Raw genomic sequence first — 15,626 nt, forward strand, 5'->3', positions numbered from 1 at the left:
GTGGGGGGGGCCGGGGGGGGGGGGGGGGGGGGGGGGGGGGGGGGGGGGGGGGGGGGGGGGGGGGGGGGGGGGGGGGGGGGGTGGGGGTGACGACGGCGGCGACGAGGACGGTCCCGGCGGTGGCGAGGGCGATCGCCCTGACGCGCCCCGCACCGGGGCCCGCCGCCCCCGCGCCCGGCACCGGCGGTCCCGCGGGGGCGGGTTCGCGCCGGTGCTCGGTCCAGGCGGTTCCGTCCCACCAGCGCTCCAGACGCGGGGCGTGCGGGTCGCGGTACCAGCCGGGCGGGGGCGTCGTGCTCATCCAGGCACTGTACGGGCGGCCTACAGGGGCGTGACGTAGGCGCCGGAGATCCCGCCGTCGACGAGGAAGTCGCTGGCGTTCACGAACGAGGAGTCGTCGCTGGCCAGGAAGGCGACGGCGGCGGCGATCTCCTCGGCCTCGGCGAACCGTCCGACCGGGATGTGGACGAGCCGTCGCGCGGCGCGCTCGGGGTCCTTGGCGAACAGCTCCTGGAGCAGGGGGGTGTTGACCGGGCCGGGGCACAGGGCGTTGACGCGGATGCCCTCGCGGGCGAACTGCACGCCCAGTTCGCGGGACATGGCGAGCACGCCGCCCTTGGAGGCGGTGTAGGAGATCTGGGAGGTCGCCGCGCCCATCCGCGCCACGAAGGACGCCGTGTTGATGATGGAGCCCTTGCCCTGGCGCCGCATGTACGGGATGGCCGCCTTGCAGCACAGGTACACGGAGGTGAGGTTGACCTCCTGGACGCGCTTCCAGGCCTCCAGTCCCGTGTCGAGGATGGAGTCGTCGTCGGGCGGGGAGATGCCCGCGTTGTTGAAGGCGACGTCGACGCTGCCGTAGGTGTCGTAGGCGGCCTTGAACAGCGCCTCGACCTGGTCGGCGTCGGTGACGTCGGTCCGGACGAAGAGTCCGCCGGTCTCCTCGGCGGCGGCCTTGCCGCGGACCTCGTCGACGTCGGCGCAGACCACGTGGGCGCCCTCGGAGGCGAGGCGGCGGGCGGTGGCGAGGCCGATGCCGCTGCCTGCTCCGGTGATGACGGCGGTACGGCCGACGAGGCGGCGGCAGACGGTCTCTTCGGGGGATGCGGTCACTGTGCGGGGCCCTCCGTGCTGATGAAGACGTTCTTGGTTTCGGTGAAGGCGGCCAGGGCGTCCGGGCCGAGCTCACGGCCGACGCCGGACTGCTTGTAGCCCCCGAAGGGGGTCCAGTAGCGGACGCTGGAGTGGGAGTTGACGGACAGGTTGCCGGCCCGGACCGCCTGGGAGACGCGGAGCGCGCGGCCCACGTCCCGGGTCCAGATGGAGCCGGAGAGGCCGTAGGGGGTGTCGTTGGCGAGGCGGATGGCGTCGGCCTCGTCGGTGAAGGGGAGCAGGACGGCGACGGGACCGAAGATCTCCTCGCGGGCCGCGGCGGAGTCGGGCCGCTCCCCCGTCAGGACGGTCGGCGGGAACCAGAAGCCGGGTCCCTGGGGTGCGGTGCCGCGCAGGGCGGGGGTGTCGTCCGGCACGAACGAGCGGACGCGGTCGCGCTGCTGAGCGGAGATCAGCGGCCCCATCTGGGTCTTCTCGTCGGCCGGGTCGCCCACCACGACGGCGGTCAGCGCGGCGGCGAGCAGCTCGGTGACCTCGTCGTACACGGACTCCTGGACCAGGATGCGGGTGCGGGCGCAGCAGTCCTGGCCGGAGTTGTCGAGGAAGGAGAAGGGGTCGACGGCGGTGGCGAGGTCGGCGTCGGCGAAGACGACGTTGGGGCTCTTGCCGCCGAGTTCGAGGGTGACCGGCTTGACCTGGCGGGCGCAGCGCTCCATGACCTCGCGGCCGGTGCGGGTGGAGCCGGTGAACACGATCTTCGCGACGCCGGGGTGCTCGACGAGGGCGGTGCCGGTGACCGGGCCGTGGCCGGGCAGCACCTGGAACAGGTCCTCGGGCAGCCCCGCCTCCAGGGCGAGTCCGGCGAGCCGCAGGGCGGTCAGCGGGGTGGTCTCGGCGGGCTTGAGGACGACGGCGTTCCCGGCGGCGAGCGCGGGCGCCGCGGCCCAGGCGGCGATGGGCATCGGGAAGTTCCAGGGCACGATGACGCCGACCACGCCGAGGGGTTCGAGGAGCGTGACGTCGAGGCCGCCGGGCACCGGGATCTGGCGTCCGGTCAGGCGTTCCACGCCCCCGGCGGCGTAGGCGAGCAGGTCGCGGACGTTGCCGGCCTCCCAGCGGGCGTTGCCGAGGAGATGGCCGGCCTCACGGACCTCCAGGCGGGCCAGTTCCTCGACGTGCCCGTCGACGACGTCGGCGAACCGGCGCAGCAGCCGGGCCCGGTCGGCGGGCGCGGTCGCCGCCCACCGTGTCTGGGCCTTCGCGGCGCGGGCGACCGCCGCGTCCACGTCGGCCGCGCCGGCGGCGGGGACGGTGGCGACGACCTCCTCGGTGGCCGGGTTGAGGACGGTCAGCTCATGCTCGTCGTACGGCAACGGGGCACCTTTCACAGACGTTCGAAGGAGCGGCGCAGCTCCCAGTCGGTGACCGCGGCGTCGAAGGCGTCCAGTTCGACCCGGGCCATGTTGCGGTAGTGCGCGACGACCTCGTCGCCGAAGGCGGCCCGGGCGACGGGGCTGTTCTCCCAGAGCTCGGCGGCCTCGCGCAGGGTGGTGGGGACGTGCTCGTACTCGGCGGCGTAGGCGTTGCCGGGGCAGGGGTCGGGCAGCTCCAGCTTCTGCTCGATGCCGTACAGGCCGGCCGCGACGAGTCCGGCGACCGCGAGGTGCGGGTTGACGTCGCCGCCGGGGAGTCGGTTCTCGAAGCGCAGGGAGCGGCCGTGGCCGACCACGCGCAGGGCGCAGGTGCGGTTGTCGTGGCCCCAGGCGACGGCGGTCGGGGCGAAGGAGCCGGGCTGGAACCGCTTGTAGGAGTTGATGTTGGGGGCGTAGAGGAGGGAGAAGTCGCGCAGGGCGGCGAGTTGTCCGGCGAGGAAGTGCCGCATGACCTCCGACATGCCCTCGTCCCCGGCCATGGCGTTGTTCCCGGCCGCGTCCGCGAGGGAGAGGTGGATGTGGCAGGAGTTGCCCTCGCGCTCGTTGTACTTGGCCATGAAGGTGATCGACACGCCCTCCTGGGAGGCGATCTCCTTGGTGCCGGTCTTGTAGACGGCGTGCTGGTCGCAGGTGACGAGGGCGTCGTCGTAGCGGAAGGCGATCTCGTGCTGGCCGGGGTTGCACTCGCCCTTGGCGGACTCGACGGTGAGTCCGGCGGCGGCCATCTCGTTGCGGATGCGGCGCAGGAGGGGCTCGATGCGGCCGGTGCCGAGGACGGAGTAGTCGATGTTGTACTGGTTGGCGGGGGTCAGTCCGCGGTAGTCGGCGTCCCAGGCCTGCTCGTAGGTGTCGTTGAAGACGATGAACTCCAGCTCGGTGCCGACCTTGGCGGTGTAGCCGTGCTCGGCGAGCCGTTCCAGCTGGCGGCGCAGGATCTGCCGGGGCGCGGCGACGACGGGTGAGCCGTCGTTCCAGGCGAGGTCGGCGATGAGCAGGGCGGTGCCCTCGTTCCAGGGGACGCGGCGCAGGGTGGACAGGTCGGGGTGCATGGCGAAGTCGCCGTAGCCGCGGTCCCAGGACGACATGGCGTAGCCGTCGACGGTGTTCATCTCGGTGTCGACGGCGAGGAGGTAGTTGCAGCCCTCGGTGCCGTGGTGGAGGACCTCGTCGAGGAAGAAGCGGGCGGCGAACCGCTTGCCCTGGAGCCGTCCCTGCATGTCGGGGAAGGCCAGGACGACGGTGTCGATCTCACCGCTCGCTACGAGGGAGTGCAGCTCCTCGACGCCGAGCGGGGGTGTGCGGTCTGCCACGGGAGAGCTCCTTCGGCTTCTGCGCTTTTTTCGGCCGGGCCGGAAGCCATAAGGTATTGCCGAGAACCATTGCTTGGGAAGGGGGTGCTGCGGGGTGTCGCTGGACGCGGACGACGGCCCCGGGGACCGGTTGACACCGGTGCTGCGGCCGGTGCGGGCCGGCAACGGCTTCGAGGAGGCGCTGGAGCAGATCCTCCAGGTCGTACGGCTGGGTCTGGTGCCCGGGGGCGGACGGCTGCCGGCCGAGCGGGAGCTCGCGGACCGGCTCGGCATCAGCCGGGTCACCCTGCGGGAGGTCCTCAAGGTGCTCCAGGACCAGGGGCTGGTGGAGTCCCGGCGCGGACGGTACGGCGGCACGTTCGTCCTGCCGCGCGCGGACGCGGGCGGCGAGGCGGAGCTGCGGCGCCGGACGACCGAGGTGGACATCGAGGACGTGCTGCGCTTCCGGGAGGTCCTGGAGGTCGGCGCGGCGGGCCTGTGCGCGGCGCACGGGCTGAGCGGCGAGCAGGCGGACCGGCTGCGCGAGGCCCTGGCCCGCACCGGTGACGCGCCGCTCGGCGAGTACCGCCGCCGGGACACCCTGCTCCATCTCACGCTCGCCGAGCTGTGCGGGTCGCCGTCGCTGACCGCGCAGTACGCGGCGGTGCGGGCGTCGGTGAACGACCTGCTCGACTGCATCCCCCTGCTGGTCCGCAACCTGGAGCACTCGCAGCGTCAGCATGTCGCGCTGGTGGAGGCGGTGCTCGACGGGGACGTGGACGGGGCGCGGGAGATGATGCGGGAGCACTGCGCCGGGACGGCGGCGCTGCTGCGGGGTTTCCTGGCATGACCTTGCCCTTCCGGGGGCGTCTGGGCAAAGGTATGGGCACGACCCATTGCCATGGTGATGACGGCACATGCGGTACGACGACACATGGGCTGGAGGACGTATGGCGGGCAGGCCGCTGATCGGGATCAGCACGTATCTGGAGGCCGGGGCGCGCTGGGGCGCGTGGGAGCTGGAGGCCGCGCTGCTGCCCGCGGGGTATCCGCGGCTCGTGCAGCGGGCGGGCGGGCTCGCGGCGATGCTCCCGCCGGACGACCCGGGGCTCGCCGCCGCGACGGTGGCCCGCCTGGACGGGCTGGTGATCGCGGGCGGCCCGGACGTCGAGCCGGTCCGCTACGGCGCCGAGCGCGAGCCGCGCACCGGCCCGCCCGCGCGGGCCCGCGACGACTGGGAACTGGCCCTGATCGACGCCGCGCTGGCGGCGGGCGTCCCGCTCCTCGGCATCTGCCGGGGCATGCAGCTGCTGAACGTCGCCGTCGGCGGCACCCTCGTCCAGCACATCGACGGCCACGCGGAGGCCGTCGGCGTCTTCGGGCGGCACCCGGTGAAGCCGGTCCCCGGGACGCTCTACGCCTCGATCGTCCCCGAGGAGACCTCCGTCCCCACGTACCACCACCAGGCGGTGGACCGACTCGGCTCGGGCCTGGTCCCCTCCGCGCACGCACCGCAGGACGGCACGGTCGAGGCGATCGAACTGTCCGGCGGCGGCTGGGCGCTGGGCGTGCAGTGGCACCCGGAGATGGGCGAGGACGTACGGGTCGTCCGCGCCTTGGTGACCACGGCGAGCGCCTGACCCCTCGGCCGCGCATCGGTGACATCGGGCCCGGTGCGAGGCCCCTGCGGGGGTGACGAGCGCTCAGCCCCTCGTCGGCGACACCCGGCCCAGTGCCGGGCACACGGGGCGAGGCCCTTCCGAGCGGCGCGGCCACCACGCCCGCCCCCGCACCGCCACGTCGGCGCCGGCCGGCCGCCCGGCCCTCCGCACCGGCGACGACCGGACCCCTGGGCGAGGCCGGTCCGGGCACGGCGAGCACGAACGGCCGCCGCGCGCACCCGGCCCGCAGCCCCGCGTCGGCGTCGGCGCCGACGGTCCCGGCACGCGGGACGCCGGGCCCCGGCCTTCCGCGGATGCCGGCGGCGGAGGCTGCCGGCCCCTCAGCCCCGTGTCAGCGACAGCAGGTCGCGGGCCGGGCCCACCGGGCGGTGGCCCGTCGGCCAGACCGCGCGCAGGTCCCGGGCCAGGGAGACGCCCTCGACCGGCACCCGGACCAGACGGCGCAGGGCCAGTTCGTCGCCGACGGCGAGTTCGCTGAGGACGGCGGGGCCGGCCGCGCCGACGGCGGCGGCCTTCACGGCCGTGGTGGAGGACAGCTCGATGAGGGGCCGGGCCAGACCGCCCAGCGCCGCGTCCAGGACCTGCCGGGTGCCCGAGCCCTTCTCGCGGAGGATCAGCGGGGTGACCGACAGCTCCTGCGCGGAGAGCGGCCGGCGGCGGCGCGCCCAGGGGTGGGCCGGGGCGGTGACGACGATCAGGTGGTCGTGGGCGATCACCACCGAGTCGAGGCCGGTGGGGACCGTGAGCCCCTCCACGAAGCCGAGGTCGGCCTCGTCGGCGAGGAGCCGTTCCGCGACCGTCGCCGAGTTGCCCGCGAGCAGCGACACCGCGGTGTCCGGGCGCCCGGCGCGCAGGGCCAGCAGCCAGCCGGGCAGCAGGTACTCGGCGATCGTCATGCTGGCGGCGACCCGCAGCCGCGAGTCCCGGCGGTCGCGCAGCGCCTGCGCCCCCGCGTCGAACGCCTCCGCCGCCTCCACGATCCGCCGCGCCCAGTCCGTCACCAGCGCGCCGGCGTCCGTGAGCCGCGAGCCGCGCGGGGAGCGGTCGACCAGGGCCACGCCGAGCTGGCGTTCCATCGAGCGGACCCGGCTGCTGGCGGCGGGCTGGGTGATCCCCAGCTCGCGGGCCGCCGCGCCGAGGCTCCCGAGCCGCGCCACCGCGAGCAGCAGCTCCAGCGCCCCGAGGTCCGGCACCCGGTGCGCCAGCGAACCACCCCCGGGGCCACCACCCGGGCCACCACCCGAGTCACTGCCCGGGGCGCCGCCCGAACCGCCTCCCGCACCCGCCCGCCGCGCACCGCTCATAAATCCAGTTTATGTCCTCATCAGACGGTGGTCCCTGGTGCCCGCTCCCCCGGCGCGCGAAGGTCGAGGCATGGTCACCGCAGCCCAGCCCCTCCCCGCCCGTGCCACCGCACGGCCCTCGCGCACCGCGGGCGTCCGCCACCTCGGACCCAACTGGTACGCCGCCGTCATGGGCACCGCCGCCGTCGCCACCGCCGGAGCCGCGCTCCCCGTCCGGCTGCCCGGTCTGCGCACCGCCCTGACCGCCGTCTGGGCGCTCTCGCTCGTCCTCCTGGTCACCCTGCTGTGCGCCCGCGCCCTGCACTGGGCCCGCCATCGCGACCAGGCCCGCGCCCATCTCCTCGACCCCGGTGTCGCACCCTTCTACGGCTGTCTGTCCATGGCCCTGCTCGCCGTCGGCGGCGGCGCGCTGAACGTCGGCGCGGACTGGATCGGCACCGGGGCGGCCCTCGCCCTGGACGTGGTCCTCTTCACCGCGGGTACGGCGGTGGGCCTGGCGGCGGCCGTCGCGGTGCCGTACCTGATGGCCGTACGGCACCGGGTCGAGCCGGGGCAGGCGACGCCGGTGTGGCTGCTGCCGCTCGTCGCGCCGATGGTGTCGGCGGCGCTCGGCCCGCTGCTGGTGCCGCATCTTCCGGCCGGTCAGGCGCGGGAGACGCTGCTGCTGGCGTGTGTGGCGATGTTCGGGCTCTCGCTGCTGGCGACCCTGCTGACGCTGCCGCTGGTGTTCGGCCGCCTGCTCACCGGCGGGCCGCTGCCGCTCGCCCTGACCCCGACCCTGTTCCTGGTCCTCGGGCCGCTGGGCCAGTCCACCACCGCGGTGAGCAACTTCGCGGACGCCGCTCCCGGCACCGTCCCGCACGGCACGGCGTTCGGCGCGTTCGCCGTGCTCTACGGCGTGCCGGTGACGGGCTTCGCCCTGCTCTGGCTCGCGCTGGCCACCGCGCACGTGCTCCGGGCCCGCCGGGCCGGCATGGGCTTCGCGATGACGTGGTGGGCGTTCACCTTCCCCGTCGGGACCTGTGTCACCGGTGCGGAGGGCCTGGCCCGGCACACGGGGCTCGTCGCCTTCGAGTGGCTCGCGGCCGGCCTGTACGTGGTGCTGGTCGTCGCCTGGGCCACCGCCGCCCGGCACACCCTGCGCGGTCTGGTCAGCGGCGAGCTGCTCGCAGCGCCCCGCCCAGCACCCGGGGCGCCTCGGTGAGCGAGGGGCCGTACCAGGTGAGGTGCCGGCCGCTGACCAGCGCGCACCTCAGCCCCTCGAACGCCTCCGGGCCGTCCGCCGCCGTGAAGCGGTACGGCTCGTCCGGGAGGACGACGACGTCGGGCGCCGCCGCCTTCAGCTCGCCCACGGGGACGCGCGGGTAGCGCTCGGCGGCATCCGCGTACACGTTGTCGTGGCCGAGGCGGGCCAGCACGTCGCCCGCGAAGGTGTCGCGGCCGAGGACCATCCAGGGGCGGCGCCAGATCGGCACGACCACCTGCCGCCGCTCCTCCGGTTCCGGGAGCCGCGCCCACGTCTCCTCGGCCTCGTCGAGCCAGCGCGGCCGGGTCCGGGCCCCGCACGCCGTGACCACCCGGGCCAGTTCCGGGAAGGCCTGCGGGACGCTCCGCACCTCGGTCACCAGGACCTCGACGCCCGCCTCCGTGAGCGCGGCCAGGTCGGGCGCCCGGTTCTCCTCCTCGTTGGCGAGGACCATGTCGGGCGCGAGGGCGAGGACACGGTCGAGCGCCGGGTTCTTGGTGCCGCCCACCCGCGGGACGTCGACGTCGGCGGGACACCAGTCCGTGGCGCCGACGAGCGCTCCGGGAAGGGTGACGGCCACCGTCTCCGTGAGGGACGGGACGAGGGAGACGACCCTCACGGACGTGATCGGTCCTGGACCGCCTCGACGTGCTCCGCGACCGCGACGACCAGCAGCCGGGTGTCGGACACGGTCGCCCGCCAGCGGTGCCGCACCCCACCGGTGAGGTACAGGGTGTCGCCGCGGCCCAGCCGGTAGGCGCGCCCCTCGGCCTCGATCTCGACGGCGCCGTCGGCGACGTACATCAACTGGTCGTTGCGGTACTGGAATTCACGGCCGGCGTCATGGTCGCCGGTGAACTCCTGGGCGTGCATCTGATGGTGGCCGCGGACCAGGGAACGCACCTGCGGTCCGGGGCAGGGCCCGGCGGGCTCCGCGCGCACGACGTCGACGCTGCACGCGGGGTCGGCCGCGGCGAGGAGCTCGACGGCCGTGGTGCGCAGGGCGTCGGCCACCTTCTCCAGGGAGCTGCGGCTGGGCCGGGCGCGGTCGTTCTCGATCTGGCTCAGGAAGGGCACCGACAGGCCGCTGCGTTCGGCCACGGCGGCGAGGGTGAGTTCCAGCGTGCGACGCCGCCGCCGTACGGCCGCGCCCACCCGCGGGGGCTGTTCTTTGTGGTCGCCCATCGCTCCGGCTCCCTCCTTCGCTCGTCGGTGGTTGCGCACGTCCTCTGATGAGTTGTCTGCACCCTACGCATGTTCGGCAAACCGTTTCATGCGTCCGTCACATTGCCGTAAACCCGGTACGCCTCATTTCGCCAACTCCCTCCAGTAGATCAGCTCCGCGCGAGTGCCGTGCGGGGACCGCACCGGCAGGACCGACGAGCTGACCCCCGGGGCCTGGTGAGGCTCGGGGGTCAGCGTGGCGCTCTGTGGTTGTCCGGATTCCTCCGTAGGGAGGAGGGCGGAAAGGCTACTGCGGAGTCATCCGCTCCACCATGTCCGGGTGTTCCTTCAGCCAGGCGGCGACGGCCTCGTCCTCCTGGCCCTTGCCGCGCTGGTTGATCTCCGCCTCCAGCGTGCCGAGCTCGTCCTCGCTCATCCTGAAGCCCTTGATCCACTTGGTGAGCTGCGGATACTCCTCGGGGAACTTCTCGTTGGCGATGGTGCGGATCGTGTTGCCCTCGCCGAAGAGCTTCTTGTCGTCCGTCAGCTTGGTCAGGTCGTACTGGCTGTAGGCCCAGTGCGGCGACCACAGGACGACCGCGACGGGCTCCTTCTTGGCGTAGGCGCGCTTGAGCTCGGCGAGCATCGCGGGCGTGGAGCCGTCGACGACCTTGTACTCCTTGTCGAGGCCGTAGCCGGGCAGTACCTCGTTCTTCAGGAGGGTCATCTCGCCGGTGCCCGGCTCGATCCCGATGATCTTCCCGTCGAACAGGTCGGCCTTGCCCTTGAGGTCCTCGTAGGACTTCACGCCCTTGACGTACGAGGGGACGGCGATCTCCAGGGACGTCGGCTCGTACCAGGTGCCGAGGTCGACGAGTCTGTCCTTGGCCTTGTCCCAGTAGTTCTGCTGGGCGTAGGGCAGCCAGGCGTCGAAGTTGAGGTCGAGGTCACCGGAGGCGAGGCCGGTGTAGACCGGGCCGACGTCCATCTGCTTGAGGTCGATCTGATAGCCGCGCCGTTCCAGGACGTTCTTCCACAGGTACGTCACGGCGATGTCCTCGTCCCAGGGGAACCAGGCCACGTCGAGGGGCTGCTTCGTCTCGGCGGCGGCCTGGGTGCTCTGGACGGGGGCCAGCTGGTCGACGACGTCCGGGTTCTTCTTCAGCCAGGCGCGCACGGCGCCCTGCTGGTTGCCCTTGCCCGCCGTGTTGATCTCCGCTTCGAGGCTCGTGAGCTGCTTCTCGCTGAGCTTGAAGTCCTTCAGCCACTGCCCGACGACGGGGTTGTCGTCCGCGAAGCCCTTGCGGGCCACGGTGTGCACGCCGTCGCCCTGGCCCCAGGCGCCCTTGGGGTCCTCGAGCTTCTTCAGGTCGAAGTCGGCGTACGCCCAGTGCGGCGACCAGAGCGTGACGACGATGGGTTCCTTCTTGCTGTACGCGCGCTTCAGCTCGGCGAGCATCGCGGGCGTGGAGCTGTCGACGACCTTGTACTCGCCGTCGAGGCCGTACTCCTTGAGGACCTTGCTCTTCAGCATGGCCATCATTCCGGCGCTGGACTCGATGCCGGTGATCTTCCCGCCGAACTCGGACGCCTTGCCCTTGAGGTCCGCCAGGGAGTCGACGTCCTTCATGTAGGAGGGCACGGTCAGTTCCAGGGAGGTCTCCTCGTACCAGGAACCGAGGTCGTCGAGCTTGTCGCCGTACTTCTTCCAGTACTGCTCGTGGGTGGTGGGCAGCCAGGCGTCGGTCTGGAAGTCGACGTTGCCCGCGGCGAGCGCGGTGTACAGGGGGCCGGCCTCCATCTGCTTGGCGTCCACCTCGTAACCGCGCTGTTCGAGGATCTCCTTCCACAGGAAGGTGGAGGCGACGCCCTCGTCCCAGGGGATGTAGCCGATGCTGACCTTCTTGCCCTGGCCGACGTTCTTGCCGTCGGCGACGGCCTCCGCGTCGTCGCCGCCGCCGAAGACGCCCATGCCGCCGGCGACGAGGGCGAGGACGACCACGCCGATCACGGCGAACTGCGGACGCGGGCGGTAGGACCAGACCTTCGGGCCGCCGCGCGCCGCGCGGGCCTTGGCCGCGGCACGGCGGCCGAGCGGGGAGACCTGGGTGCCGAGCGCGCCGGTCATCCGGTCGAGGTAGATGGCGAGGATGACGATGGCCACGCCCGCCTCGGAGCCGAGACCGACGTCGAGCTGGCCGATGGCCTCGTTGACGTCGCCGCCGAGTCCGCCGGTGCCGACCATGCCGGCGATGGCGGCCATGGACAGGCCCAGCATGATGACCTGGTTGACGCCCGCCATGACCGTCGGCAGGGCGAGCGGCAGCTGGACCCGGAGCAGGGTGTCACGGGGCGTGGTGCCGAACGCCTCGGCGGCCTCGACGAGTTCCTTGTCGACCTGGCGGATGCCCAGCTCGGTCATGCGGACGCCGGGCGCGAGGGCGAAGATCAGGGTGGCGACGATGCCCGCGGAGGCGCCGGTGCCGAAGAACAGGATCGCCGGGATGAGGTAGATCATCGCGGGCAGCGTCTGCATGAAGTCCAGGACGGGCCGGATGACTCCGCTGACCCGGTCCGAGCGCGCCGCCCAGATGCCCACCGGCACCGAGACCACCAGGGCGATGATCGTGGCGACCAGGACGAGGGAGAGCGTGATCATCGCGTCCTCCCACAGTCCGAGGGAGTCGATGAACGCGAAGCCCGCGAAGGTGAGCAGACCCGCGAGGGTGCCGCGCAGCCAGAAGGCGATGACCGCGAAGATGCCCGCGAGGAGCAGGGGCGCGGGGGCCTGGAGGACGGCGTCGATGCCGTCGTAGGTGCCGGTGCAGACGGTCTTGAGGAAGTCGAAGAGCCAGGCCATGTGGCCGAGCAGCCAGTCGACCGCGTCGTTGACCCAGTCGCCGAGAGGGATCCTAGGCACGAGCGGCCTCCTCACGGTCCCGCACGTCGCGGTCCCGATCGGCGTCCTGATCAGCTCTGACCTGATCGGCGCTGTCCTGATCGGCGAGGAAGCCGATCAGCCGCTGCGCCGGGACGACGCCGACGAGGCGGCGCTCGTCGTCGAGGACGGCGACCGGGTGGGTCAGCCGGGCGCTCAGCGCGCAGAGCTCGGAGAACGGCATGTCGGGGGTCGCGGTGGCGCAGTCGCCCTCGCAGCCGCAGTCGGCCTCGTCGCCGCGTACGTCGGTGTCCATGACGGCCGCCGCGGTGAGCACCCGGGAGCGGTCGACGTCCTTGGTGAAGGAGGCGACGTAGTCGTCGGCGGGGCGCACCAGGATGTCCTCGGCGGTGCCGATCTGGACGATCCGGCCGTCGCGCATGACGGCTATCTGGTCGCCCAGGCGCATGGCCTCGTTGAGATCGTGGGTGATGAAGACGATGGTCTTCTTCAGGGTCTGCTGGAGTTCGAGGAGCTGGTCCTGCATGTCCCGGCGGATCAGCGGGTCGAGCGCGCTGAACGACTCGTCCATGAGCAGCAGGTCGGCGTCGGTGGCGAGCGCCCGGGCCAGGCCCACGCGCTGCTGCATGCCGCCGGACAGCTCGTCGGGCCAGGACTTCTCCCAGCCCGCGAGACCGCACAGCTCCAGGGCCTCGGCGGCCCGCTCGAGCCGCTCGGCCTTGGCGACGCCCTGGACCTCCAGGCCGTACGCCGCGTTCTCCAGGACGCTGCGGTGCGGGAACAGCGCGAAGTGCTGGAAGACCATGCTGATCTTCCGGGCGCGGACCTCACGCAGTTCCCGGTCGCCGAGAGCGGTCAGGTCGTCGCCGTCGAAGCGCACCTGTCCCGCGGTCGGCTCCAGGAGCCCGTTGAGCATGCGCAGCAGCGTCGACTTCCCCGAGCCGGACAGGCCCATGACGACGAAGATCTGGCCGGGGTCCACGGTGAAGGAGGCGTCGACGACGGCGGCGGTGACACCGTCGGCGCGCAGCTCCTCCCGGTCTGCTCCGGCGCGCAGTCTCTCGACTGCCTGGTCCGGTCGTCTGCCGAACACCTTGTACAGATGTTCGGCCTCAAGCCTGGCTGACACACGTACCTCTTGAATCGGGGACAAGGACGGGAGACGGCGACCCGAAACAGTTGAACAAGCAACGGGCCTCGCTCCGATCAGCCGCGCCTGCCCCGACTCATGTGGCGCAAACACATGCGTGGCCCAGGTCACAGCGGGCGGGGGTGGCGGCTCGCCACGGCCCCCGGGCTGCCGGCGGGTGACTGTCAGTCCCGTGCGGCATGATGCGAGGCGTGACCGGACGACTGATGCTCCTTGACACCGCCTCGCTCTACTTCCGCGCCTACTTCGGCGTCCCGGAGTCCGTGAAGGCCCCGGACGGCACGCCGGTGAACGCCGTGCGCGGACTGCTGGAGTTCATCGACCGGCTGGTCAAGGACCACCGGCCGACCGAGCTGGTGGCCTGCATGGACGCCGACTGGCGGCCCCAGTGGCGGGTCGACCTCATCCCCTCCTACAAGGCGCACCGCGTCGCCGAGGAGCGCGCGACGGGCCCGGACGAGGAGGAGGTGCCGGACACCCTGTCCCCGCAGGTCCCGATCATCGAGGACGTGCTGGACGCGCTCGGCATCGCGCGCGTGGGCGTCGCCGGGTACGAGGCGGACGACGTGATCGGCACGTTCACGGCACGGGCGGGGACCCCGGTCGACATCGTCACCGGCGACCGCGACCTGTACCAGCTGGTGGACGACGGGCGCGGCGTGCGCGTCCTGTACCCGCTCAAGGGCGTCGGCACCCTCCAGCTCACCGACGAGGCGTGGCTGCGCGAGAAGTACGGCGTCGACGGGCGCGGCTATGTCGACCTGGCCCTGCTGCGCGGCGACCCGAGCGACGGACTGCCGGGCGTCCCCGGCATCGGGGAGAAGACGGCGGCCAAGCTGCTGGACGCGTTCGGCGACCTGGCGGGGATCATGGCGGCGGTCGACGACCCGAAGGCGAAGCTCACCCCCTCGCAGCGCAAGCGGCTGGACGAGTCCCGGTCCTATGTCGCGGTGGCCCCGAAGGTCGTCCGGGTCGCGGACGACGTCCCGCTGCCGGACGTGGACCCCGCTCTGCCGCACGCCCCGCGCGACCCGGAGGCGGTGCGGGAGCTGGCGGCGCGCTGGGGGCTCGGCGGATCGATGCAGCGGCTGCTGACGACGCTCGCCGCGTAGACAGGCGCCGTGCGGCAGTCGGGTGAGAGGCCGTTGAACAGCTGTGTGACATGTGCTCATGCTGTGTGAAAGGGGCCCCCGGCTGTCACCAACGAGTGAATGAGGTTCGGCGGAACGGTAATTCGTCCCTTAAATTCTCCTTCAACCACTTTGCCAGGGGAGGCAATCCACAGGGGGAGGTGCTAACTTAGGCAAGCCTAAGTTTTATTAGAGGGAGGCAGCCATGGCAGAACGCCCTGCCCGCAAGCCGCGGAAGCCCCATGCCGCGCAGGTCGTCCGTACCGAACGGCTGACCCCCCATATGCAGCGCGTGGTGCTGGGCGGTGACGGGCTCGCCGCCTTCGCGGCCGACACCTGCACCGACCACTACATCAAGATCCTCTTCCCGTCCGGGGGCGCGGTCTATCCCGAGCCCTTCGACATGGAGCGCATCCGCGAGGAGTTCCCGCGCGAGCAGTGGCCGGTGACCCGCACCTACACCGTGCGCCACTTCGACGCCGAGCAGCGCGAGCTGACGCTGGACTTCGTCGTCCACGGCGACGAGGGCCTCGCCGGCCCGTGGGCCAAGCGCGTCCAGCCCGGAGAAACGGTCCACTTCATGGGCCCCGGCGGCGCCTACGCCCCCGACCCGGAGGCCGACTGGCATCTGCTCGTGGGCGACGAGAGCGCGCTGCCCGCGATCGCCCGCTCCCTGGAGGCGCTGCCCGACGGCGCCCGCGCGTTCGCCTTCGTCGAGGTCTCCGGGCCCGAGGAGGAGCAGAAGATCGACTCCGACGTGGAGGTCGTCTGGCTGCACCGCGGCGACCGGCCGGTCGGCGAGCCCCTGATCGAGGCGGTCCGCGCGCTCGCCTTCCCCGAGGGCCGGGTGCACGCCTTCGTCCACGGCGAGGCGCACTTCGTGAAGGAGCTGCGCCAGCTGCTCCGCGTCGACCTGCGGATCCCGCGCGACGACCTGTCGATCTCCGGCTACTGGCGGCTCGGCCACAACGAGGACGGCTGGCAGGCCTCCAAGCCGGAGTGGAACGCGCGCATCGAGGCGGAGCAGGAGAAGCCGTCCGCCGCGTGAGCGGTCGCGACACCGGCACGAGCACGGCATGAGGGAGGGCGCCCCGGCGCCCTCCCTCTTCCGTGTGCGCGCACCCGTTTCCCCGCGTGAGCACTTGGGCCCAGCCCGGACACGCTCGCGTGACGCCCGCGAAACAGGCCCTCCCTAATTTCTGTCACCCGACAGGAA

The 15,626-nt window shown here is 72.6% G+C and carries 14 protein-coding genes; 5 read left to right on the top strand and 9 right to left on the bottom strand.

Annotated elements, in window-relative coordinates; translation table 11 throughout:
- The 4 genes from ACIPSE_RS35780 to ACIPSE_RS35795 all read right to left on the bottom strand — a co-directional run.
- Window positions 1-301, bottom strand: a 301-nt coding sequence (locus tag ACIPSE_RS35780) for a DUF2510 domain-containing protein (RefSeq protein ID WP_401671317.1), incomplete at its 3' end; no start/stop codon positions are given.
- Between the two features lie 20 nt (window positions 302-321).
- Window positions 322-1,113 carry a 3-oxoacyl-ACP reductase gene (locus ACIPSE_RS35785; RefSeq protein ID WP_401671160.1) on the bottom strand — a complete coding sequence of 264 codons (792 nt, stop codon included), beginning with the start codon at window positions 1,111-1,113 and terminating at the stop codon, window positions 322-324.
- Window positions 1,110-2,486: an aldehyde dehydrogenase family protein gene (locus ACIPSE_RS35790; protein WP_401671163.1), complete on the bottom strand. Its 1,377-nt coding sequence runs from the start codon at window positions 2,484-2,486 to the stop codon at window positions 1,110-1,112. The genes ACIPSE_RS35785 and ACIPSE_RS35790 overlap by 4 nt, the downstream gene beginning before the upstream one ends.
- A gap of 11 nt (window positions 2,487-2,497) precedes the next feature.
- Window positions 2,498-3,856 carry a glutamine synthetase family protein gene (locus tag ACIPSE_RS35795; protein WP_401671166.1) on the bottom strand — a complete coding sequence of 453 codons (1,359 nt, stop codon included), beginning with the start codon at window positions 3,854-3,856 and terminating at the stop codon, window positions 2,498-2,500.
- 94 nt (window positions 3,857-3,950) lie between these two features.
- On the opposite strand from ACIPSE_RS35795, the gene ACIPSE_RS35800 reads away from it, so the two are divergent.
- Together ACIPSE_RS35800 and ACIPSE_RS35805 are read left to right on the top strand one after the other, a co-directional pair.
- Window positions 3,951-4,685 (top strand): FadR/GntR family transcriptional regulator, encoded by a 735-nt coding sequence (locus ACIPSE_RS35800; RefSeq protein ID WP_401671169.1) that lies wholly within the window; start codon window positions 3,951-3,953, stop codon window positions 4,683-4,685.
- A 100-nt stretch (window positions 4,686-4,785) separates the two neighbouring features.
- Window positions 4,786-5,475, top strand: a complete 690-nt coding sequence (locus ACIPSE_RS35805; RefSeq protein WP_401671172.1) for a gamma-glutamyl-gamma-aminobutyrate hydrolase family protein — start codon at window positions 4,786-4,788, stop codon at window positions 5,473-5,475.
- A 362-nt stretch (window positions 5,476-5,837) separates the two neighbouring features.
- Here the strand turns inward: ACIPSE_RS35805 and ACIPSE_RS35810 are convergent, their stop codons facing one another.
- Window positions 5,838-6,821, bottom strand: coding sequence for a LysR family transcriptional regulator (locus tag ACIPSE_RS35810; protein WP_401671175.1), 984 nt, complete (start codon window positions 6,819-6,821; stop codon window positions 5,838-5,840).
- A 70-nt stretch (window positions 6,822-6,891) separates the two neighbouring features.
- On the opposite strand from ACIPSE_RS35810, the gene ACIPSE_RS35815 reads away from it, so the two are divergent.
- Window positions 6,892-8,025, top strand: coding sequence for a TDT family transporter (locus tag ACIPSE_RS35815; RefSeq protein ID WP_401671177.1), 1,134 nt, complete (start codon window positions 6,892-6,894; stop codon window positions 8,023-8,025).
- Here ACIPSE_RS35815 and ACIPSE_RS35820 read toward each other — a convergent pair.
- The 4 genes from ACIPSE_RS35820 to ACIPSE_RS35835 all read right to left on the bottom strand — a co-directional run bounded on the left by ACIPSE_RS35820 (window position 7,973) and on the right by ACIPSE_RS35835 (window position 13,259).
- Window positions 7,973-8,686: a helical backbone metal receptor gene (locus tag ACIPSE_RS35820; protein WP_401671180.1), complete on the bottom strand. Its 714-nt coding sequence runs from the start codon at window positions 8,684-8,686 to the stop codon at window positions 7,973-7,975. The genes ACIPSE_RS35815 and ACIPSE_RS35820 overlap by 53 nt on opposite strands.
- Window positions 8,683-9,252 (bottom strand): helix-turn-helix domain-containing protein, encoded by a 570-nt coding sequence (locus tag ACIPSE_RS35825; RefSeq protein WP_401671183.1) that lies wholly within the window; start codon window positions 9,250-9,252, stop codon window positions 8,683-8,685. The genes ACIPSE_RS35820 and ACIPSE_RS35825 overlap by 4 nt, the downstream gene beginning before the upstream one ends.
- A gap of 286 nt (window positions 9,253-9,538) precedes the next feature.
- Window positions 9,539-12,151 carry an ABC transporter permease/substrate binding protein gene (locus ACIPSE_RS35830; RefSeq protein ID WP_401671186.1) on the bottom strand — a complete coding sequence of 871 codons (2,613 nt, stop codon included), beginning with the start codon at window positions 12,149-12,151 and terminating at the stop codon, window positions 9,539-9,541.
- On the bottom strand, window positions 12,144-13,259 hold the full coding sequence (locus ACIPSE_RS35835) for a glycine betaine/L-proline ABC transporter ATP-binding protein (protein ID WP_401671188.1): 1,116 nt from the start codon (window positions 13,257-13,259) through the stop codon (window positions 12,144-12,146). Before ACIPSE_RS35835 ends, ACIPSE_RS35830 begins: the two co-directional genes overlap by 8 nt.
- A gap of 203 nt (window positions 13,260-13,462) precedes the next feature.
- On the opposite strand from ACIPSE_RS35835, the gene ACIPSE_RS35840 reads away from it, so the two are divergent.
- Both ACIPSE_RS35840 and ACIPSE_RS35845 read left to right on the top strand, forming a co-directional pair.
- Window positions 13,463-14,392, top strand: coding sequence for a 5'-3' exonuclease H3TH domain-containing protein (locus ACIPSE_RS35840; RefSeq protein ID WP_401671319.1), 930 nt, complete (start codon window positions 13,463-13,465; stop codon window positions 14,390-14,392).
- Window positions 14,393-14,615: 223 nt separating this feature from the next.
- Entirely contained in the window at window positions 14,616-15,458 is an 843-nt protein-coding gene (locus ACIPSE_RS35845) for a siderophore-interacting protein (RefSeq protein ID WP_401671189.1), read from the top strand.
- The last annotated feature ends 168 nt before the right edge of the window (window positions 15,459-15,626 follow it).

Origin of the sequence: Streptomyces sp. NPDC090106 (assembly GCF_044747265.1) — a bacterium.
GTDB lineage: Bacteria > Actinomycetota > Actinomycetes > Streptomycetales > Streptomycetaceae > Streptomyces.